The 22173-nt window shown below is 52.0% G+C and carries 16 protein-coding genes; 4 read left to right on the forward strand and 12 right to left on the reverse strand.

Annotated elements, in window-relative coordinates; all coding sequences use genetic code 11:
- Positions 1-399 precede the first annotated feature (399 nt).
- Together OCV31_RS01775 and OCV31_RS01780 are read right to left on the reverse strand one after the other, a co-directional pair.
- The gene (locus OCV31_RS01775; RefSeq protein WP_267303741.1) at positions 400-669 is read right to left on the reverse strand and encodes a GNAT family N-acetyltransferase; all 270 of its coding nucleotides are present in this window, start codon (positions 667-669) and stop codon (positions 400-402) included.
- Between the two features lie 98 nt (positions 670-767).
- The gene (locus OCV31_RS01780) at positions 768-1802 is read right to left on the reverse strand and encodes an LCP family protein (protein WP_148472053.1); all 1035 of its coding nucleotides are present in this window, start codon (positions 1800-1802) and stop codon (positions 768-770) included.
- 283 nt (positions 1803-2085) lie between these two features.
- On the opposite strand from OCV31_RS01780, the gene OCV31_RS01785 reads away from it, so the two are divergent.
- Positions 2086-3239, forward strand: a protein-coding gene (locus tag OCV31_RS01785; protein ID WP_394800629.1) for an IS3 family transposase whose coding sequence is annotated in 2 segments (ribosomal slippage) — positions 2086-2364 and positions 2367-3239 — 1152 coding nt in all. Because the reading frame shifts where the segments join, the coding sequence is not laid out codon by codon here.
- A gap of 345 nt (positions 3240-3584) precedes the next feature.
- Here the strand turns inward: OCV31_RS01785 and tuf are convergent.
- From tuf to OCV31_RS01835, 10 genes are all read right to left on the reverse strand, one after another.
- Positions 3585-4778: an elongation factor Tu gene (tuf, locus tag OCV31_RS01790; RefSeq protein WP_148472057.1), complete on the reverse strand. Its 1194-nt coding sequence runs from the start codon at positions 4776-4778 to the stop codon at positions 3585-3587.
- 29 nt (positions 4779-4807) lie between these two features.
- Positions 4808-6883 (reverse strand): elongation factor G, encoded by a 2076-nt coding sequence (fusA, locus tag OCV31_RS01795; RefSeq protein ID WP_148472059.1) that lies wholly within the window; start codon positions 6881-6883, stop codon positions 4808-4810.
- 15 nt (positions 6884-6898) lie between these two features.
- Positions 6899-7369 carry a 30S ribosomal protein S7 gene (gene rpsG / locus OCV31_RS01800; RefSeq protein ID WP_108831902.1) on the reverse strand — a complete coding sequence of 157 codons (471 nt, stop codon included), beginning with the start codon at positions 7367-7369 and terminating at the stop codon, positions 6899-6901.
- 96 nt (positions 7370-7465) lie between these two features.
- Positions 7466-7882 (reverse strand): 30S ribosomal protein S12, encoded by a 417-nt coding sequence (rpsL, locus tag OCV31_RS01805; protein ID WP_108831901.1) that lies wholly within the window; start codon positions 7880-7882, stop codon positions 7466-7468.
- A 166-nt stretch (positions 7883-8048) separates the two neighbouring features.
- Positions 8049-8591 carry a biotin transporter BioY gene (locus tag OCV31_RS01810; protein ID WP_148472061.1) on the reverse strand — a complete coding sequence of 181 codons (543 nt, stop codon included), beginning with the start codon at positions 8589-8591 and terminating at the stop codon, positions 8049-8051.
- 98 nt (positions 8592-8689) lie between these two features.
- The gene (gene rpoC / locus OCV31_RS01815; protein WP_148472063.1) at positions 8690-12229 is read right to left on the reverse strand and encodes a DNA-directed RNA polymerase subunit beta'; all 3540 of its coding nucleotides are present in this window, start codon (positions 12227-12229) and stop codon (positions 8690-8692) included.
- 47 nt (positions 12230-12276) lie between these two features.
- Positions 12277-15972 carry a DNA-directed RNA polymerase subunit beta gene (gene rpoB, locus OCV31_RS01820; protein ID WP_148472065.1) on the reverse strand — a complete coding sequence of 1232 codons (3696 nt, stop codon included), beginning with the start codon at positions 15970-15972 and terminating at the stop codon, positions 12277-12279.
- A gap of 185 nt (positions 15973-16157) precedes the next feature.
- The gene (locus OCV31_RS01825) at positions 16158-17507 is read right to left on the reverse strand and encodes a VanW family protein (protein WP_148472068.1); all 1350 of its coding nucleotides are present in this window, start codon (positions 17505-17507) and stop codon (positions 16158-16160) included.
- On the reverse strand, positions 17508-18149 hold the full coding sequence (gene nth, locus OCV31_RS01830; protein ID WP_148472070.1) for an endonuclease III: 642 nt from the start codon (positions 18147-18149) through the stop codon (positions 17508-17510).
- A gap of 1 nt (position 18150) precedes the next feature.
- Positions 18151-19059 carry an epoxyqueuosine reductase gene (locus OCV31_RS01835; protein WP_148472072.1) on the reverse strand — a complete coding sequence of 303 codons (909 nt, stop codon included), beginning with the start codon at positions 19057-19059 and terminating at the stop codon, positions 18151-18153.
- Between the two features lie 58 nt (positions 19060-19117).
- Here OCV31_RS01835 and rodA point away from each other — a divergent pair, with 58 nt between their 5' ends.
- The 3 genes from rodA to OCV31_RS01850 all read left to right on the forward strand — a co-directional run bounded on the left by rodA (position 19118) and on the right by OCV31_RS01850 (position 22056).
- Positions 19118-20359 (forward strand): rod shape-determining protein RodA, encoded by a 1242-nt coding sequence (gene rodA / locus OCV31_RS01840; protein ID WP_148472074.1) that lies wholly within the window; start codon positions 19118-19120, stop codon positions 20357-20359.
- Positions 20360-20458: 99 nt separating this feature from the next.
- Positions 20459-21328 (forward strand): DegV family protein, encoded by an 870-nt coding sequence (locus tag OCV31_RS01845; protein WP_148472076.1) that lies wholly within the window; start codon positions 20459-20461, stop codon positions 21326-21328.
- A 71-nt stretch (positions 21329-21399) separates the two neighbouring features.
- A complete protein-coding gene (locus OCV31_RS01850; RefSeq protein WP_148472078.1) occupies positions 21400-22056 on the forward strand; it encodes a 50S ribosomal protein L25 in 657 nt (218 codons plus the stop codon).
- Positions 22057-22173 lie beyond the last annotated feature (117 nt).

The following is a 22173-nucleotide window of genomic DNA, read 5'->3' on the forward strand; positions in this document are numbered from 1 at the left end:
CAGGATCAAACTCTCAATAAAAACTTTGAGTTTGCTTAGCTCGGATCCACTGACTGTGTTCCGCTTTAAGCTTATAGATTGTTATGGTTTAATCTCTTATACCATTTAATTAACTTGGTTCAGTGCTGTGTCTTGCGAAACAGCTTATTTAGTATATCCCGCAGGGGCTTTTTTGTCAAGCACTTTTTAAATCTTTGTAAAAAGTTTTTTTGACGTGCCTCACGTGACAACTTGTATAGTTTACCATGTCGGTAAGCTGTCGTCAAGCACTTTTTAAATCTTTTTTATTTAGACCGTGCTTGACCCGCCATCGATTTGATGACTTTGCTATTATACTAACTCTCCCGCCCCGTGTCAAGACGTAGTTATCATTCTTTTAGATTTTTGTAAAAGGATTCTTCAGACCATGCGCATGGCGTAGACATCGTCTTCCTTCATTTTCTTGTCAACGTAGGAGCAGTCTGCACGCACGCGAAGATCGTGATCGACGACGTAATTGATGAATGCTTCGAACAGGGCACCGGCTACGCCTTGCCCCCGCACGGCTTCGGTAGTTTCCGTGTGGTAAGCCTGTACGGTTTTGCCGTCGATGAACCGGTAATCCAATACGGCGTCCGGCGAATTTACATCGCCTACATAGAATCGTCCGTCGGTATGTTTAATCTTCATGGAATCTTCCTTTCTTATCCATTTGCTTACGCTGTTTTTACCTTTATACCCGCCCATGAAAAAAGTCCCCGACGAAGCGAGAACTTTCATTGTCTTTCTTATTCGTTTGTCGATTCACCCGTATCGGCTGCGTCGGAATTTTCTTGATTTGCTTTCTTTTGCTCTTGGATTTCATCGTAGTAGCCGATCTTGCCTTCAGCAAAGCGGCGCACTTGCTCTCTGGCCGACGCCTGATCGACGATGTAGTAATCAATGCTTCCGATCCGCTTGTTCTCTCCGACCAAGGTATCGGTTTGGATGTTTTCCCTGTCCATATCCAGGCCCATTTTCGCCAGGTAGGCGATTTGTCCGTAGGTCAGATTTGTCTCGATATTGTCTAAAGCGATGTCGATGAGCTCGGGAATTTTCAAGATCATCATGGGCCGCTTCAGTTTGTCGAAGAGCTGCATGATAAATCGCTGTTGCACTTGGATCCGGTCGATGTCTTGATCTTCATAGATCTTGCGTATACGCAAGTAGCGCACCGCATCGGCGCCATCAAGCTTTTGCTTGCCTTTTTTAAAGTCGATGTGCAGATTTGGCACCACGTAAGTATCTTCGTAGCTGTAATCAAAGGGGATATCCACATCGATGCCGCCCACGGCATCCACCAGGCGTTCCACGGCGTTGTAGTCCACGGTGGCGTAGTAGTCGATCTTCACGTCGAGGAAGTTTTCCACCGTCTCTTCCGCCAACTTTTCTCCGCCGTAGGCGTAGGCGTGGCCCAACTTGGTCTTTCCTTGGTGGCCTTCGATGTCGACATACGTATCTCGAGGCAAGGAAAGGAGTTGTGCCCGCTTGGTCACCGGATCGATGGTAACGAGCATGACCACGTCACTGCGCGTGGGATTGCCCTCCTCGGTCATGTCCGTCGTCGCCGTCTTGTCGATGCCGAAAAGCAAAATATGGAGCGGGTCGTCGCCGGTAAAGGGATTTGTCGTATCTAATTTATTTATTCTTTTCGTCGCCTCTTCCCGCGACAATTCGTGGCTTCTTTTTGTGATCGGTCGATCGACCAATTCATAGCCCAGCACCAAGGCCCCGGACAAGGCGGCGATTAAAAGCGCCGCCACGATGATTTTCAGTACTTTCATTTAACACCTCTTTTTAGTCTTTTACTATCTTACCGAAACAGAAAGGTCTTGGCAATATGGGATGATGCAGTTTTTTTCTTCGTTTTGCTTTCACACATTTGTTTCTATTCATTGTTCCGAGATACTCACATAGTGGACGTGGCGATCCATTTTTGTCTTGCTATAATTATATCTTCGCGATTCTTTCCGGGGGAGGGAAAAAGGGCGTTGCGATTGGATAGGTTACAATAATTAGGACAGTTTTCTTAAGGTGTGGTATCTTATGATCAACAAGGAGGATCAAATGGATAAAGCACCTAGAAAAAGAAGAGTCTTCTCAGACGAGTTCAAGCAGCACGTGGTGGACCTATACGAGGAAGGCATGAGTCGGCAAGAGATCATTCAGAAATATTCGTTAACCCCTTCAGCTTTTGACCGCTGGGTTAGTCAATTCCGCACCACCGGGACCTTCAAAGAGACGGTTTCGTTGAGTGAATCGGATCAGGAAAAGATTGCCTTGCGTAAAGAGATTCAACGACTCAAGATGGAGAATGATATTTTAAAGCAGGCCGCGCTGATACTTGCGGAGAAAAACGATACGTCATCGATCGTTTGAAGCACAAATACCCGGTATCAGCGCTTTGCAGAGTGTTAGGAATCAGCCGTTCCGCTTACTATTACCGGCCGAAGCCTCTTACCGATGAGGCCATCGAGCTGGAGATCAAGGTTCGCTCCATCTTTCGCGCAAGTCATAACGTCTATGGCGCGCGCAGGATAAAAAGTAAGTTAGAAGCAGAAAACATCGTCGCCTCTAGGCGACGAATTCGCGCCATCATGAAGAAACTTCACTTGGTATCCGTCTACACCAAAGCAAAATACAGACACCACCCGACCAGGAAAAACGAAGAGAAAGTACGCAACGTTCTCAACCGAGAATTTAGTCATCGTAAACCGCTGGAGGTCATCGTTTCCGACCTGACCTATGTTCGCATCAATCAGAGATGGGCCTACGTTTGTGCCATTACTGATCTTTTCAATCGCGAAGTCATCGGCTACTCCTGCGGCCTTCGTCGCGATGCTGCCCTTATTCAGGAAGCATTTAACACCATTCCCTACCCCCTCGACGCTGTCCAATACTTTCACACCGATCGAGGCAAAGAATTCGACAACAACACCATTTGTGCCATCTTAAAAGCAAACGGCATCAAACGATCCCTAAGCCGACCTGGCAATCCATACGACAACGCCGCGGCAGAAAACATATTTAAAAGTTTCAAAACCGAGTTTTTAGAGAGAGAAACCTTTCAAAGCCTTAACGAGTTAAGAGAAAAACTCAGCGACTATGTGCAGTGGTGGAACAACGACCGAGTGCACACAAGCCTTGAAAACATGACCCCGCTCGCATACAGGACAAAGAAAGCAGTGGAAGACAAAGACCGTTTACAGTTGACACCTTAAGAAAAGTGTCCAAAAAAGTGTTGCCATTCCACAACTATACATCCGTTTCGTGAAGGCTTCGCCTCCTCGAAACGGTGTAAGACTGCATCTGACCTTCCTACGACTCGCTTCGCTCGTCGGGATAGGTCATGAAATCGCAACGCCTTTTTCCCTCCCCCGGAAGTATCGGTTGAAGTAAAGGTGTGAATTAAAAAATGGTTTTGCTTGTCTCGTCTATCCGTTTTCATAAGAATGAAGACTTACTTAAAAAAAGAGTCCGTGGTCTGTTCCCTTTGGAGAAATATGTATTTTTAAATAGAGAAAGGACGTGTTTCCACGTCCTTTCTCTATTTGTTTGTTTTTTTGTTATTCTACAATCTTGGATACGACCCCGGAGGCGACGGTGCGGCCGCCTTCTCTGATGGCGAAGCGTAATCCTTCGTCCATGGCGACGGGGGTGATGAGTTCGACTTTGAAGGTGGCGTTGTCGCCGGGCATGACCATTTCGACACCGTCTGCTAAGGTGATGTCGCCGGTTACGTCGGTGGTTCTGAAGTAGAATTGGGGACGGTAGCCGTTAAAGAACGGGGTGTGGCGTCCGCCTTCTTCTTTGCTCAGGACGTAGACTTCGGCTTCGAATTTGGTGTGGGGATGGATGCTGCCGGGTTCTGCCAGTACTTGGCCGCGTTCGATTTCGTCTCTTTGAACGCCGCGGAGCAGAAGGCCGACGTTGTCGCCTGCTTCGGCTTGGTCGAGTTGTTTTCTGAACATTTCGACGCCGGTGACGACGACGGTTCTTTTTTCGGTGGTTAAGCCGACGATTTCGACGTTGTCGTTGACTTTGATGGTGCCGCGTTCAACACGACCGGTGGCGACGGTGCCGCGGCCGGTGATGGAGAAGATGTCTTCGACGGGCATGAGGAAGGGGTGATCGATGTCGCGGATGGGATCGTCGATCCATTCGTCGACGGTGTCCATGAGGGCGACGATTTTGTCTCCCCATTCTCCGTCGGGATCTTCCAATGCTTTTAAGGCGCTGCCCACGGTGATGGGGGTGTTGTCGCCGTCGAATTCGTATTCGCTTAAGAGATCTCTGACTTCCATTTCGACGAGTTCGATGAGTTCGTCGTCATCGACTTGGTCTTGTTTGTTTAAGAAGACGACGATTTTGGGGACGCCGACTTGGCGGGCCAAGAGGATGTGTTCGCGGGTTTGGGGCATGGGGCCGTCTGCCGCACTTACAACGAGGATGGCGCCGTCCATTTGGGCTGCGCCGGTGATCATGTTTTTAACGTAGTCGGCGTGGCCGGGGCAGTCGACGTGGGCGTAGTGGCGTTTTTCGGTCTCGTATTCGACGTGGGACGTGGAGATGGTGATGCCGCGTTCTCTTTCTTCGGGGGCTTTGTCGATGTTTGCGTAGTCGACGAATTCGCCGGAGCCGAAGCGTTTGTTTAATACGAGGGTGATTGCCGCCGTAAGGGTGGTCTTGCCGTGGTCGACGTGGCCGATGGTGCCGACGTTGACGTGGGGTTTGTTTCTTTCAAATTTTCCTTTTGCCATTGTATATCCTCCTTTAATTTGGATTTGACTTATTTATTTTTGCCGTTGAGTACTTCTTCGGACACGTTCTTGGGAACTTGTTCGTAGTGGTCGAATTGCATGGAGTAGTTTGCGCGGCCTTGGGTGTTGGAACGCAAGCTGGTTGCGTAGCCGAACATTTCAGCCAAGGGGACGTAGCAGGTGACGATTTGCGCACCGGCTACCAATTCCATCCCTTCCATACGGCCACGGCGGGAGTTAATGTCGCCGATAACATCGCCCATGTACTCTTCGGGAGTTACGATTTCGACTTTCATGACCGGTTCGAGCAGTACGGGATTGGCCTTGGATAAGGCATCGCGCAATGCCATGGAGCCGGCGATCTTAAATGCCATTTCCGAAGAGTCGACATCGTGGAAGGAGCCGTCGTAGAGGCTGACTTTGACATCGAGAACTTCGTAGCCGCCGAGAACACCGTTTTGCATGGCTTCTTCGATCCCTTGTTGGGTGGGTCCGATAAATTCCTTGGGAATGGCGCCACCAACGATGTTGTTTTCGAATTCAAAGCCTTTGCCCGCTTCGAGGGGTTCGACTTTGATCTTGGCGTGACCGTATTGACCGCGACCACCGGATTGACGAACGAATTTGCCTTCGCCGTCGGCGGATCCGAGGATGCCTTCGCGGTAGGATACTTTCGGGTTACCGATGTTTGCTTCAACTTTAAATTCGCGGAGCAGACGGTCGACGATAATATCCAAGTGCAATTCGCCCATGCCGGCGATGATGGTTTGACCGGTTTCTTCGTCGGTGTAGGTTCTGAAGGTCGGGTCTTCTTCGGCGAGTTTTTGCAGACCGATGGACATTTTGTCTTGAGACGCCTTGGTCTTCGGTTCGATGGCGACGGAGATAACGGGTTCCGGGAATTCCATGTTTTCCAAAATGATAAGATCATCTTCGGAACAGAGGGTGTCCCCGGTGGATGTATCTTTTAAACCGACGGCAGCGGCGATTTCACCGGCATAGATTTCTTCGACTTCTTCACGCTTGTTGGCGTGCATCAAAAGGATACGACCGACGCGTTCTCTCTTGCCCTTGCTGGAGTTGTAGACGTAGCTTCCGGCCTTTAATGTACCGGAGTAGACGCGGAAGTAGGAAAGTTTCCCTACATAGGGGTCGGTAACGATCTTAAATGCCAATGCGGAGAAGGGTTCGTCGTCGCTTGCGTGACGATCTTCTTCTTCGTCCGTATCGGGATCCACGCCGACAATGGCGGGAATGTCTACCGGCGAGGGCAGGTAGTCGATAATGGCATCGAGTAAGAGTTGTACCCCTTTGTTTTTGTAAGAGGAACCGCAGGTGACGGGCGTCATGGCCACGTCCAGGGTTCCCTTACGGATGGCGCGTTTAATGGCTTCTTGGGTGACTTCTTCGCCTTCCAAATAGGCCATCATTAAGTCTTCGTCGAATTCGGAGACTTTTTCGATCATGTTTTCGCGCCATTCTTCGGCTTGTGCCTTGTATTCTTCGGGCACTTCCGTGATTTCAATTTCGGTACCCATGTCATCTTTGTAGATTTCAGCTTCCATGGTGACCAAGTCGATCATGCCGATGAAGCTTTCTTCGGCGCCCATGGGAATTTGAATCGGGACGGGATTACCGTGTAATTTGTCTTCGATGGTTTTTACCGAACGGAAGAAGTCGGCACCGGTAACGTCCATTTTGTTAATGTGCGCGATTCTGGGAACGTGGTAGCGGTCAGCTTGGCGCCAAACCGTTTCCGATTGCGGTTCGACCCCGCTCTTCGCATCGAAGAGGGAAACGGCACCGTCGAGGACGCGAAGGGAACGTTCAACTTCTACGGTGAAGTCGACGTGGCCCGGTGTGTCGATGATGTTCAGGCGATAGCCTTTCCAGTGCGCGGTGGTAGCAGCGGAAGTGATCGTGATCCCACGTTCTTGCTCTTGCTCCATCCAGTCCATTTGGGCGCCACCGTCGTGGGTTTCCCCGATCTTGTGGATCCGACCGGTGTAATACAGAATCCGTTCGGTCGTCGTCGTTTTACCGGCGTCGATGTGCGCCATAATTCCGATATTGCGTACTTTATTAAGCGGCACTTCTCTAGCCACGTAATTTCCCCTTTCTTACCATCTGAAATGAGCAAAAGCTTTGTTTGCTTCTGCCGCACGATGCATTTCGTCCTTACGCTTCACTGCGCCGCCCAGGTCGTTGGATGCATCCAAAATTTCTTTGGATAAGCGTTCGACCATGGTTTTTTCACCGCGCTCTCTGGCGTAACGAACGATCCAGCGAAGGCCCAAGGTTTGACGTCTTTCGGGACGCACTTCCAAGGGGACTTGATAGTTGGCACCGCCGATACGGCGTGCTTTGACTTCCAAAACCGGCATGGCATTGTTTAATGCTTTGTAGAATACTTCTAAGGGATCCTCACCGGTTGCTTCTTTTACGGCATCCAGTGCGCCGTAGACGATTCGTTGGGCCGTGCCCCGTTTGCCGTCTAACATGACGTTGTTGATTAATTTGGTAATGACAACGTCGCCGTATACGGGATCGGGCATGACCTCTCTTTTAGGAATATGTCCTTTTCTTGGCATTCTCTTCCCTCCTTAACTATTTGGTTGAGAAAAATCAACGGTACTCGACAGATGTCGTGTGCCAAGAGCATCTATTGAAAAGATTGTGCTCTTTGATTAGTTACTTTTCGGTTTCTTTGCACCATATTTGGAACGCGCTTGTCTTCTTCCGTCGACGCCTGCCGTATCCAAGGTTCCCCGAACGACGTGGTAACGCACACCGGGAAGGTCCTTAACACGACCGCCGCGAACTAAGACGACACTGTGTTCTTGCAAGTTATGGCCAATTCCGGGAATGTATGCCATGACTTCGTAGCCGTTGGAAAGACGAACACGGGCAACTTTACGGAGCGCGGAGTTCGGTTTCTTCGGCGTTACAGTACGAACCGCGACGCAAACGCCTCTTTTTTGAGGGGAGTTAACGACGGTTTGTTCTTTTTGTAAGGAATCGTAGTTGAATCCCAAAGCCGGCGATTTCGACTTCGTTTCGGATCTCTTTCTACCCTTCTTTACAAGTTGGTTAATTGTAGGCACTTAGTGCACCTCCTTTAATTATTGTGTAGTTCTTACAGCACAAATCGATTTTCAATCATGAAAAACTACCCGTAGAGCGGGTAGTTCCTGATGCGTTCGATTTACACTTCGCTAGTGTACCATCTTTTCGTTCAATTTTCAAGCATTTTGCGGGATTTATCCCCCTTTATGCCCGGATTTCTTTTAAAAAACCCGGTTGCGTCGTATAGAGGCGTTCAGCCACCCATGCGACGGGGACGGCCTTCACTAAATCCACGGGTATAAAGGCGATCATGGTCTTAAACGCGGCGGCGAAATTTTCGCTGTTTGCGTACAAACTGATCAGGCCCGAGAAGTTAATGAGCAGGGCGCCGAAGACGACGAAAATCGCAAGAAATGTGAAGTAGCCGCGGCTTTTTGCTTTCTCAAGGGCAAGTCCCACGAAAAAGGGTGAGAGCAGGTAGCCGATAAAGTAGGAGCCGGTTAGGCCGAAAAAGACGGCCGCGCCGCTCCGTCCTCCGGGCAAGACCGGCAGGCCGATGGCGATGCATAGCAGAAAGATGAAGACGGTGAGGGTTCCGTTTTTCTTCCCGAGGACGGCGCCGGCCAGGGCGCACACCATGTTTTGAAGAACGATGGGCACGCCGAGAGGGGTGGGGATTGCAAGCAAGCCGCTTAAAATAATGATGGCGAGATACATGGCCATGGTAGTCAGTTGTTTTGTTTTCATGAATGAACCTCCATTTACAATGCTATTGTAAATTATGGTTCTTTACGATCTTTTTGTCAATAGAAAAACTCCGCCGAAGCGGAGTTTCATATCACATCTCAGGCCTTCATGCCTTCCAGAATATCTAATTCTTCTTTTCGCTTGTCTTCCTCTTCCCAGTAGACCGTGCCGTTTTGGCGGACGCCGGTCCCTGCGGGAATCAGTTGGCCGATGATGATGTTTTCTTTTAAGCCTTTCAGGTAATCTTGCTTGCCTTCGATGGCTGCATCGGTTAAGACGCGGGTCGTTTCCTGGAAGGATGCGGCGGAAAGGAAGGAATCCGTGGCCAGGGAAGCTTTGGTGATCCCGAGCAAAGTGGGAATGGCCGTGGCTTCTTGAAGACCGATCGCTTTCGCCTTTTCGTTGGCGTGTTCGAATTCTTTCTTGCTTACCATGCTGCCGGGCAAAAGACTTGTGCCGCCGGCTTCGTCGACGCGCACTTTGGACATCATTTGCTTGACGATGACTTCGATGTGTTTGTCGTCGATGTCGACCCCTTGCAGGCGGTAGACCCGTTGTACTTCTTTGACGATGTATTCCTGAACGCCCATGACGCCCTTGACGCGAAGGAGGTCTTGGGGATAGACGGAACCTTGGGTAAGCTCGTCGCCTTTTTCCACGCGGTCGCCGGGTTTTACCTTGACCCGTGCGCCGTAGACCACAGTGTAGGCTTCCGAAGCGCCGTCGTCTGCGGTAATGACGATTTCGCGTTTCTTCGCCGTTTCCCGAATGTCCACGGTCCCGCTGATTTCAGCGATAATGGCGAGACCTTTCGGTTTACGCACTTCGAAAAGTTCTTCGACACGGGGCAAACCTTGGGTGATATCCGCTGCCGCTGCGACGCCGCCGGTGTGGAAGGTACGCATGGTCAGCTGGGTTCCGGGCTCGCCGATGGATTGTGCGGCGATGACGCCGACGGCTTCCCCGATGCCTACCGGGCGTCCCGTGGCCATGTTTTCGCCGTAGCACTTGGCGCAGACGCCGTCTTCGGAATGGCATCCCAGGATGGAACGGATCTTCACTTCTTCAATGCCTGCGGCCACAATGGCGTCGGCTTCTTTGGATCCGATCATTTCCCCGCCTTTGGCCAGGAGATCGCCGGTTTCGGGATGGTGAATATCCTCGTATGCCGTACGGCCTTCGATTCGATCGTGAAGTTCTTCGATCATTTCGCGGCCGTCTTTAAAGGACTTGGCTACGATGTAGCTGTCCGTGCCGCAATCTTCTTCGGTGACGGTCACTTGTTGCGACACATCGACCAAACGGCGGGTCAGGTAGCCGGAGTCGGCGGTACGAAGGGCCGTATCCGCCAAACCTTTCCGCGAACCGTGGGTAGACATAAAGAATTCCAAGACGTCCAGGCCTTCACGGAAGTTTGAGGTAATGGGGACTTCGATGGTGCGCCCCGAAGGCGAAGCCATGAGCCCGCGCATGCCGGCCAATTGACGAATTTGGTTCTTGGAACCACGGGCTCCGGAATCGGCAAAGATGAAGATATTGTTCATTTCGCCGAAGCCTTCCATAACTTTGTCCGTTAAGTGATCCGTGGCTTCGTTCCAGATGTCGATGACGTGTTCGTAGCGTTCTTCGTCGCTGATCAGCCCTTTTCTGTAGGCTTTTTCGTATTTTTCCACGTCTAAATCCGCTTGATGGAGGATTTCCGGTTTTTCCACGGGAATTTCGACGTCGCCCATGGAAATGGACATGGCGCCCACGGTGGAGTAGTGGTAGCCCAGGCTCTTCACTTCGTCGAGGAAGGCCGCCGTTTCCAGATTGTCGTGGAGTTTGTAGCAGCGGTCGATGATTTTTCCTAAGAGCTTTTTGTCGATGACGCGGTCGATTTCCAGACTGTAGGGATCTTTTTCGCGATCCACAAAGCCCAAGTCTTGGGGAATGGCCTTGTTGATCAAGAAGCGCCCGACGGTGCTTTCCACGATCTTACCCCGCTTGTCGTCTTCATCTTTGAAGCGGCGTACCTTCACATGGGAATGGAGGTGCACCCAGCCGCAGGCGTAGGCGTGCATCATTTCTTTTTCGTCGATAAAGCTCATGCCGTCGCCTTTGACGTGGCCTTTTCTGTCTAAGGTCAGGTAGTACATACCGAGGACCATGTCTTGCGACGGCGTCGTAATGGGCTTGCCGTCTTTTAATGCCAAAATATTGTTTGTGGAGAGCATCAAGAGGCGGGCTTCCGCTTGGGCTTCCGCCGAAAGGGGCAAGTGAACCGCCATTTGGTCCCCGTCGAAGTCGGCGTTGTAGGCCGTACAGGCGAGGGGGTGCAGCTTAATGGCTTTGCCTTCAACCAAGACCGGTTCGAAGGCTTGAATCCCCAAACGGTGCAGGGTAGGCGCACGGTTCAGAAGCACCGGATGGTCTTTAATGACCTCTTCCAGCACGTCCCATACTTCCGGACGTACCCTTTCCACCATGCGCTTCGCGCTTTTGATGTTGTGGGCCAGTTCCCTCTCAACCAATTCGCGCATGACGAAGGGCTTAAAGAGCTCCAGCGCCATGTTCTTCGGCAGACCGCATTGATAGAATTTCAGTGACGGGCCGACGACGATAACGGAACGGCCGGAGTAGTCGACACGCTTGCCCAGCAAGTTTTGACGGAAGCGCCCTTGCTTGCCTTTCAGCATTTCGGAAAGGCTCTTTAAGGGCCGGTTGCCGGCGCCGGTGACGGGGCGGCCGCGACGGCCGTTGTCGATTAAAGCGTCGACGGATTCCTGAAGCATCCGCTTTTCGTTTCGTACGATAATTTCCGGCGCACCGATGTCCATGAGTTTTCTCAGGCGGTTGTTCCGGTTAATGACGCGGCGATACAAATCGTTTAAGTCACTGGTGGCGAAGCGGCCGCCGTCTAATTGCACCATGGGGCGCAGTTCCGGCGGAATGACGGGGATGCAATCGAGGATCATCCACTCGCATTTGTTGCCGGAGTTTCTGAAGGCCTCGATGACTTCCAAACGGCGGGTAATGCGCACCCGCTTTTGGCCCGTGGCATCGTCCAACTGATCTCTTAAATCCTTGGAAATCGCGTCTAAATCGGTTTTGCGCAAAAGATCGCGAATGGCTTCTGCGCCCATTTTTGCTTCGAATTTGTCGCCGTATTCCCGCTTAAATTCGCGGTATTCCGTTTCAGACAAGAGTTGCTTTTCATATAGATCCGGCACCCCTTCGTCCACGCGAGTGACGATGTAGGAAGCGAAGTAAAGGACTTTTTCCAGCGCCCGGGGGCTGATGTCCATGACCAGGCCCATGCGGGAGGGGATGCCCTTAAAGTACCAAATGTGAGAGACCGGCGCGGCCAGCTCGATGTGGCCCATGCGCTCTCTGCGCACCTTGGATTTGGTGACTTCCACGCCGCATTTTTCGCAGACCACGCCCTTATAGCGCAGGCGCTTGTATTTGCCGCAGGAACACTCCCAGTCTTTCGTGGGGCCGAAGATCTTTTCGCAGAACAGACCTTCTTTTTCGGGCTTCAGTGTTCTGTAATTAATAGTTTCCGGCTTCTTGACTTCCCCGTAGGACCAAGATCTGATTTTTTCCGAGGACGCTAAGCCGATTTTGATGGAATGAAATAATTCGTTTCTGCTCAAGGAGCAAGACTCCTTTCTTTAATAATACCTTCAACTGCCGAAGAGACTTATTCCTCTTCTTCGTCTTGTGTAAAACCTGTCGGAATCGCATCGCCGGAAATTTTGCGAATGCCGGCCAAGGCATTCACGGTGGGTTTTCCTTCGATGAGCTCCCCTGCATCTTCTCCGTCAATTTTTCCGTCCATGGAATCTAAGTGATTGAGATCGTCGTCGTCGGTACTTAGATCCACTTCGTTTTCGTTTTCGTCCAGTACTTGTATTTCAAGAGCTAGTGCTTCCAACTCTTTAATGAGAACTTTGAAAGATTCGGGAATCCCCGGTTGAGGAATGTTTTCGCCCTTGACAATGGCTTCGTAGGTCTTGACCCGGCCCACGATGTCGTCGGATTTTACCGTAAGCATTTCCTGCAAGGTGTGGCTTGCCCCGTAAGCTTCCAGAGCCCACACTTCCATTTCCCCGAAACGTTGGCCGCCGAATTGGGCGCGGCCGCCCAAGGGTTGTTGCGTTACCAGGGAGTAGGGTCCCGTGGAGCGGGAGTGAATCTTTTCATCGACCAAGTGGTGAAGCTTGAGCATGTACATGTAGCCCACGGTCACCGGGTGGTCGAAATCTTCCCCGGTGCGGCCGTCTCTTAATTGCACCTTGCCGTCGGCGGAGTAGCCGGCCTTTTCCAAGGTGTCGAAAATATCCTGCTCGTTGGCGCCGTCAAAGACGGGGGTGGCCACGTGCCAGCCCAGTTTCTTGGCGGCGAGGCCCAAGTGGACCTCCAATACTTGGCCCAAGTTCATCCGCGAGGGAACGCCCAGGGGATTCAATACGATTTGAATGGGCCGTCCGTCGGGCATGTAGGGCATGTCTTCCTTGGGAAGAACGCGGGAGATAACCCCTTTGTTTCCGTGGCGACCGCACATTTTATCGCCGACTTGAATCTTCCGCTTCGTGGCGATAAAGACGCGGACCATTTCGTTGACACCGGGCTGCAGCTCGTCGCCGTCGGCGCGGCTAAACACTTTCACGTCCACGACGATGCCCGCTTCCCCGTGGGGCAGGCGCAGGGAGGTGTCACGCACTTCCCTGGCCTTTTCGCCGAAGATGGCGCGCAATAGCCGCTCTTCCGCGGAAAGCTCCGTCTCGCCCTTGGGCGTTACCTTGCCGACGAGAATGTCGCCGGGGTTGACTTCCGCACCGACGCGGATAATGCCCCGTTCGTCCAGATCCTTGAGCATGTCGTCGCTCACATTGGAAATGTCGCGGGTAATTTCTTCCGGCCCTAATTTCGTGTCCCGGGCTTCGGCTTCGTATTCTTCAATGTGCAGGGAGGTTAAGACATCGTCGATAACCAGCTCTTCGTTGATAAGCATGGCGTCTTCGTAGTTGTAGCCTTCCCAGTTCATAAAGGCGATAAGGATGTTTTTGCCCAGGGCCATTTCCCCTAAATCCGTGGAGGGGCCATCGGCGATGACTTCGCCGCGTTTTACCTTTTGGCCTTCCACGACAATGGGCCGTTGATTAATCGTGGTCCCTTGGTTGGCCTTTTCAAATTTGTGGAGACGGAAGGCGATGTCTTCCTTGCCGCCTTCCGGCGAAAGGACGATTAGATTGCTCGATACCTTTTTAATGGTGCCGTCGTCCGTGGCGATGACGCAGACGCCGGAGTCCCGAGCGGCTTTGTATTCGATTCCCGTGGCGACGATGGGCGCTTCCGTCTTTAACAGAGGCACGGCTTGACGCTGCATGTTTGAACCCATGAGGGCACGGTTGGCGTCGTCGTTTTCAAGGAAGGGAATCATGCTGGTCCCGACGGCGACGATTTGTTGCGGGGACACGTCCATGTAGCTGATGTCTTCGCTCTTGTAAACGTCGACGAGGCCGTCGATGCCTCGGGCGATAACCCGGTCGTTAATGAAGTGGCCGTTTTCGTCTACTTTTTCGTCGGCTTGGGCGATGATGTTTTCATCTTCCACATCGGCGGTAATGTATTCGATCTCGTCAGTGACCAGGCCCTCTCCTTTGACGACCTTTCTGTAAGGCGCTTCAATGAAGCCGTATTCGTTAATACGGGCAAAGGTGGTGAGGGAGGTGATCAAGCCGATGTTCGGACCTTCCGGCGTCTCGATGGGACACATTCTTCCGTAGTGGGAGTTGTGTACGTCGCGGACTTCCATGCCGGCACGGTCTCTGGACAGACCGCCGGGCCCCAAAGCGGAGAGACGACGCTTGTGGGTCAGCTCCGAAAGGGGGTTGTTTTGGTCCATAAATTGCGACAATTGAGAGGAACCGAAGAATTCTTTAATGGCCGCCGTCACCGGACGGATATTGATTAAAGATTGGGGCGTGGCCGCGTCGGGATCCTGTACGGCCATGCGTTCGCGAATCACCCGTTCCATGCGGGTTAAGCCGATTCTAAATTGGTTTTGCAAAAGCTCGCCCACGGAGCGAATCCGGCGATTGCCCAAGTGGTCGATGTCGTCGGTTTTGCCGATGCCGTAGAACAAGTTGAATTCGTAGTTAACCGCCGCCAAAATATCATCCACCAAAATGTGTTTCGGCGACAGCTCTTTATAATGTAATTTAATCCGCGTACTGAGCTCTTCCCCTTCGTATTCTTCGAAGAGTTCCCTGAGGCGGGGCAGATAGATTTTTTCCTTAAAGCCCAGGGCTTCAAAGTCGATGTCCGTATCCAGGGCCGCGGGATCCACGAAATTGTTCCCCAAGAGGACGATCTTCATTTTTTCGTCCAGAGCGTTGGGATCGTCGACGAGGATTTCCACGCGGTTGATCCCGGCATTTTCGATGGCGATGGCGGCTTCGCGGCTCACACGCTCCCCGGCGGTACCCATGACTTCGCCGGTTTCGCCGTCGATGACATCTTCCGCCAGGATTTGGTTTTGCAGACGCTCTCTGAGAGCCAGCTTCTTGTTGAACTTGTAGCGGCCCACTTTCGCCATGTCGTAGCGACGGGCGTCGAAAAACATGTTTTCAAACAGAGACTGAGCACTTTCCACGGTGGGCGGCTCGCCGGGACGCAGCTTTTTGTAAATTTCCAAAAGGGCTTCCTGTTTGTTGCTGGTTTGATCTTTTTCAAAGACCTTTAAGAGCTCTTCCGTTTCGCCCATAAGGTTCGTGATTTCCAAATTGCTTTCCACGCCGATGGCTCTCAGTAAGATCGTAATGGGAATCTTCCGCGTGCGGTCGATGCGCACATTGACCACGCCTTGGGCGTCGGTTTCAAATTCCAGCCAGGCGCCGCGGTTGGGAATCAAGGTGGAAGAGAATAATTGTTTGCCCGTCTTGTCGAACTCGACTTTGTAGTAGGCGCCGGGAGAACGGACCAATTGGCTGACCACGACACGTTCCGCCCCGTTAATGACGAAGGTACCGGTGGAGCTCATGAGGGGCAAATCGCCCATAAAGACTTCCTGTTCCTTAACTTCCCCGGTTTCCGTATTGATCAGACGAACCTTTACTTTTAAAGGTGCCGAATAATTGGTGTCCTTTTCCTTTGCTTCCTCGAAATCGTACTTTTTCTCATCGGATACGTAGTAATCGACGAATTCCAGTATTAGATTTCCCGCAAAGTCTTCAATCGGCGAAATATCCCGAAACACTTCCCTGAGACCTTCGTCGATGAGCCACTTAAACGATTCCGTTTGGACCCCCAAAAGATTCGGTATCTCCAACACATCGTCGATTCTGGAATAACTCATTCTCTCCCGTTTGCCATATTGAACAGGATGTACCATTAAATTCCTCACCCCTTACAGTTCCTTCGAAAAACAAAAAATGTATGTGTAAGAGTCTCTTCAACATGAATCGTCAATAACTTACATATACATCATCTTTCGTAGCTGCGACCGTCTTTTCCATATAGTTTTAGATTATTATGCAATTTATTATATTAACACGAGGCGTTTTAAATAGCAAGAGTTTATTTCCCTTTTCCCACCAAAACTTTTCCGTCCACGGGGACGTAGCGGCTTTTTGCCACGGGGATGCGCCTTAATTCCCTTCCCTGCACCGAATAGACGGCGTAGGTGATGTAAATGGATCCGTCCACTTGTTGTCTCAGGATTTTGATTTCTCCCGGAGCCAGGTCCGTGGAATAAGCGACTTCCTTGGATGCCGGCAGATCCCGCACCTTCTCAGGCACCAGGTCGATGGTGTAGGGCTTTTCCTCCGCGGGCCCGTAGATTGTGCAGGTAAGCGTACCTTCCTTCGCCGTGGTTTCAATGTAGACGGGTTTCGTAAAGGGATTGGCGAAGATAAAATCTTTGTAGCCGTCGCTTACGGCGCAGTCCAGCCCCTCTTTGGCGTAGGGCACGGCCTTGGAGTGGTTAAACTTCGTCATGACATTGAGTCCAGATCGGGCCACAGCATTGTACATGGTGGTGGAGACCTGGCAGACGCCGCCGATGCCTTCCGTTTCTACGCCGTTTGACACGGTCTTGCCCTTGACAAAACCGTGGGCTTCGGTAATGCCGCCGATGGTGGAGAGAAACGAGAGCTTTTCCCCCGGCGCCAAGACGATGCGGCGAAAGTACCGGGCGCCGTTTTCCACATTGGTGGTGCGATTTTCATCCGCCGGATCGTAGGTGGTGACGGCTTCGGCTAATTTCCCGTCGATTCCCGCCAATTCCTGTGCTTCAATGGCGGGCTCCACGATTCTCGTATGAATCTCCACAGGGCTTTGAATACCGCGGGACAAATCCGCCCGCGCCTTGGCCGTGTCCGGCACTTCTCCCTTGTTTCCCGGCAGGATCACGGCCCTTTCGCCCTTCATGGCCACGGTGGCGGGCTTCGCCGTTTCGTACAGAACGCCGTTTAAATCCCGAAGCCTGCGGTTTAATGTGGCTTCGTCCACCGCGAGGGGCGTCTGCACCGCTTCCTTTTTGAAAACCTGGCCCATGCGGCCGAAAAACCGGCGGCCTCGACTTTCCGCCAGGGCGTCCATGGCCACTTGTTCCTCGTCCACGGACAGACCCAGCTGCGGTGGGGTGAGGGTGGTGGATTTCTTCTTGTGGGTCAAGACGACCTCGGCGGTTTGAAACTCTTTTTCGTACTTATTCAGCTTTTTTTCCGCTCCCTTCACCGTTAAAAAGCCCAGTGACTTTCCGCAGTAGTTCGTACCGGGGCTGATGATGCCGAAGGTGGGTAAAAAGCCGAGAATGATAAAACAGATCAGGACGACGGCGCCGGCCACGGTGGCCATGCGTCTTCGCTTCATGCGCTTTAAGTGGTGCCGTTTCTGTCGGCGAAAATGCAAATACTTTTGTTCCATTTATTCGGACGCTCCTTGATAATACCGGCAAAGATCGTTTAAGTCGCATTCCTCGCAAAGGGGGCGTTGAGCCTTACAGATGCGGCGGCCTAAAAAGATCAAGAGATGGTGGCCCTTCGTCCAACAGTCTTCGGGCCAAATGGCCATGAGCTGTTTCTCCGTACCGTCCACATTTTTGCTTTCGGCGAGGCCCAGTCGATTGGACACGCGGAAGACGTGGGTGTCCACGGCAATGGCGGGAATGCCCAGCACGTTGGAGGTCACCACATTGGCGGTCTTTCGCCCGACGCCGGGAAGAGTCATTAAATCCTCGATGGTGGGAGGAATCTCGCCGCCCCAGCTTTCGATAATGATGCGGGAAGCGGCCAAAATATTCTTCGCCTTGTTTCGATAGACGCCGCAGCTTTTTATGTAGCCTTCCAGCTCCTCTTGCGACAATCTCACCATTTTCTCCGGCGTGTCGTGTTCTTGAAAGAGCACTTTGGTGACTTTGTTGACCCGCACGTCCGTGCACTGGGCCGAAAGAATGGTGGCAATTAAAAGCTCGTAGGGCGTGGTGTAATCCAGTTCCGCCCGGGCATCCGGAAACATTTTTTCCAAGCGCTCGTACACTTCCATGGCTTCTTTTTTTGTTAAAGGCATTCTACTTCTTCCTCTCATTAAAATAACGGCGAATGTAGGCGGCGTTTTTCACCCACTGCTTCTTTCCCCGCCAGGATCCGCTGAGCCGGCCGTAGCGCTGTTTAAACGAACGGTTCGACTCCTCTTCCAGTCCATCGAGACAAATGTGGTGCACGGGATCCCGGCTTTCGTAAACCGCCTCGATCCCCTTGTTTTTCGGACAGACCATTTGGCACACGTCGCAGCCGTAGATCCAATCGGCCATGACCGCCCGCTCCCCTTCCGTAAGTTCGCCCCGCTTTTGGGTAATCCAGGAGCGGCAACGGCCGGGGTGCAGGATGCCCGTAAACTCGATGGCGCCTCCCGGGCAAGCATCCACACAGGCGCGGCAGTCGCCGCAATCGCCCGACATTTCACAGGCCTCTCCGCCTTCTAAATTTGTAAGCAAGAGTCCGATGGCCACGTAGCTTCCCAGTCGGCTGTGGATGAAGCTTCCGTTTCGACCGATGTAGCCTTTTCCGGTCATGGCGGCAAAGCCCCGCTCGTACAGGGGCCCGGTGTCCACTTGGCGGTAATACTCCACATCTGGGTACGCGTTCTTTAAATACTCCTCGAGACGGGCCATTTTTTCATTTAAAAGCAGGTGGTAATCCGTGTCTCTTGAAAAACTCGCCAGTCGTCCGTAGCCCTTCTTCGACTCCGGCTCCACGTCTGTGAAAGGCACTTGTTCGAAGGCCACGAAAATCGACTTCGCCGAAGGAAGGCTTCCCGCAGGATCCAGCCGCGCGTTTATGTCCTCGGGCTCGATGGAAAGCATCTCCCCGGCCTCTTTTCGCTTCATGAAGACGGAGGCCATGGCGTCTAATCGCTTAGCCGGCACCAGGGCCAAGTCGTGAAACCCGAGCTGCTCTTTGATTCTCTCTACTTCCATCCCAAGTCCTTTCTATTGATGTATAATAATAGTATCACACTCTGACAAAGGAGATACTATGTTTCACCGAAAGCTTTTTGAAAAAGTCAAGCCTTTTTTTATACGCATCAGTCCCGGAAAGCGGGATGTGGACCGCAGCTTAATTATCATCGTCGCGGCTATTACCATCATGGGCTTTGTGGCCCTTTCATCGGCCACCCTCTCTTACGGCAATCGCCCTTTTTTAATGAAACAGGGCATCGCCACCCTCTTGGGCGTCGCCATCGCCGCAGGGCTCATGCTTCTGGATTACCGCATTTGGCGCACCTACTATCCCTTTCTCTACGGCCTCAGCGTCCTCTTGCTTGCGGCCACCCTCCTCTTCGGCCACGGGGATACGACCTGGGGATCGAAAAGTTGGCTGGCCATCGGCCCGGTGAATTTTCAGCCGGCGGAATTTGTAAAGATTTTTCTCGTCATTTCCTTTGCCTTTTACCTGGAAAAGCACGGCGATCGAATCAACGAACCCAAGGAACTTCTTAAGGCTTTGGCCTTCGCGGGCTTCCCCGTGGGCCTGATCATGCTCCAGCCCGACTTCGGCACGGCCATGGTCTTTTTATTTTTTATCGCCGTCATGCTGTTTTTTTGCGATTTGGATTGGAAATACATTTTCGGCGCCATGGGGGCGGGCTTTCTGTCTTTACCCATCTTCTACGCCCGACTGGACGATTACCAGAAAGATCGCATTTTAAACTTTTTAAAACCCGACGCCAACACCTCCGGCAGCGGCTACCAAGCCTACGAAGGCCGTGTGGCCATCGGCGACGGCCGCCTCTTCGGCCGCGGCCTCTACCGGGGACCCCAGACCCAGTATAATTTCATCCCCACGAAGGAAACGGACTTTATTTTCCCCGTCCTCGTGGAGGAACTGGGCTTTCTCGGCGGCGCCCTTTTGCTCGTTCTTTACGCCCTGTTATTTTACCGCCTTCTGTCTCTCGCAAAACTCGCCAAGGACAAGGGCGGCCAACTCATGATCTTCGGTTTTTTAAGCGTTCTGTTCATTCACATATGGGAAAATATGGGGATGACCTTGGGGCTCATGCCCGTCACCGGCATTCCCCTCCCCTTTATCAGCTACGGCGGCACCTTTCAAATGGTAAACCTGGCCATGATCGGCCTCTGCTTAAGCGTGCGTTACCACCGCTACGGCACCCACGGCGTGGACCATATGCCGGCGTTTTTCACCGCCCTCGGCGATCGCATGGAAGACATTCGCAGTCGCCAGTGGCAAAAAGAGCGCATGAAACGCTGGCGGTCGTAGCGTCGAAGCCTTCGGTGCGTTTGAGGCGTGTCAGAAAAATGGGCTTATGTTATAATAAGTCTGCTTACTTTATCACGTGCAGTGAGAAAGGACTGTAACATGACGAACTATGAAATTATCACGGACGGCGCCTTAAACGTCAACCCGTCCTTTGTGGATCCCTCGGACTTCCGGATGATTCCCATGGTCGTCTCCATGGACGATGAAGAGTTTCTCATCGGAGAAAACACCCCTTCGGATGTTATTTCGGCCTTTTACCGGGACATTCGGGATTCCGTGGCCACGACCTCGCAGATCTCCCTGTCCATCTATGAAGCCTACTTTCAAAAATTTTTGAACGAAGGCAGGGATGTCTTGTATTTAAGCCTTTCCGGCGGCATCTCAGCCACCTATACCCAGGCTCTTTTGGCGAAAAAAAGTCTGCTCAATCAATACCCGGGCCGGTCCGTCGCTTGCATCGACACAAAAAACTGCGGGCCCGCCGGCGCTTTTCTCGTCAAGCGCGCCGTGTCCAATCGGGCGCGGGGCCTTTCCCTTCAAGAAAACGAACAAGACCTTTTGAATTATTTGGAGCGTGTGGTCTTTACAGGACTGATTACCAATTTGGATCACCTGAGGCGAAGCGGCCGCGCATCGGGCGGAATGGCCCTTTTGGGAAGCGCCCTGAACATTAAACCCATTCTACTTATGAACGACGACGGGGATCTTATCGTCTCCGACAAGGCGCGGGGCACAAAGCAGGCGGCGAAGCGCTTGGTACAAACTCTTCAGGGAAGCATGGACCCCGATGAAACCACGGTGCTTTTGTCCCACGGCGACGACGAAAAATTGGCCCTTACGGTAAAAGAAACCATTTTGGAAAAAACCCCCGCTACGGACGTTTACGTGGACGTATTAACCCCTGTGGTAAGCGCCCACATCGGTCAAGGTGCCTTGGGTATGAGTTTTATACAGAAAATTGCCCACTAACTTCGTCAAAACGTGGAAATGGCGGCCCGTTTCAGGTATAATATATTGTTGAGTAAACAAAGGAGGACACAATGAACACGATTAAATTAAATTTAGTAAAGCGCGAAGACTTAGGTACTTCCGGCGCTAAAAAGACCCGCGCCGAAGGTATGGTCCCCGGCATCTTCTATGCCAAGGATTCCGAACCCGTTGCCGTTGCGGCAAAGGCCAATGAATTGCAAAAAGTCGTCGACGAAGCCGGTACGTCCGCTTTGGTCGATGTCAATGTAAACGGGGAAGATCACAAGATTCTCTTTAAGGAAATCCAAGAACACCCCTTCAAGAACCAATTGCTCCACTTCGATGCCTATGGCGTAAACTTGAAAGAAAAAATCAAGCTCTCCATTCCCGTCGTCTTGGAAGGCCGCGACGACATTCGCGTCCAACCGTCCGTCTTGTTGCAACTTCTCGAAGAAGTCGAAGTCGAATGCTTGCCGACCAGCCTTCCCTCCGAAGGTGTTGTCAATGTCGCTGACATGCAAATCGGCGATACCTTAACCGTCGCCGACTTAGACGTGGCATCCATTGCCGACATCGAAGTCTTAACCGACTTGGACGAAGCCGTCTGCGCACTGCAAGAACCCCGCGAAGAATCCGTTGAAGACGAAGAAGAAGCAAGCGCCGATGCAGCTGACGTACCCACCGTCGGTGAAACCGAAGCGAGCGAAGAAGAAGCTGAAGAAGAATAATCGGACCGCCCCTGCGGTTTGCGAAAGAATAAGATCGGATCGCCGGTCTTATTTTTTTGGGCGCTTTTCCTTTTGCGGGCACGGAAAAAGCGCCGACGGTTTCGTCGACGCTCTGTT

This window comes from Aedoeadaptatus acetigenes (assembly GCF_025566985.1).
GTDB lineage: Bacteria > Bacillota > Clostridia > Tissierellales > Peptoniphilaceae > Aedoeadaptatus > Aedoeadaptatus acetigenes.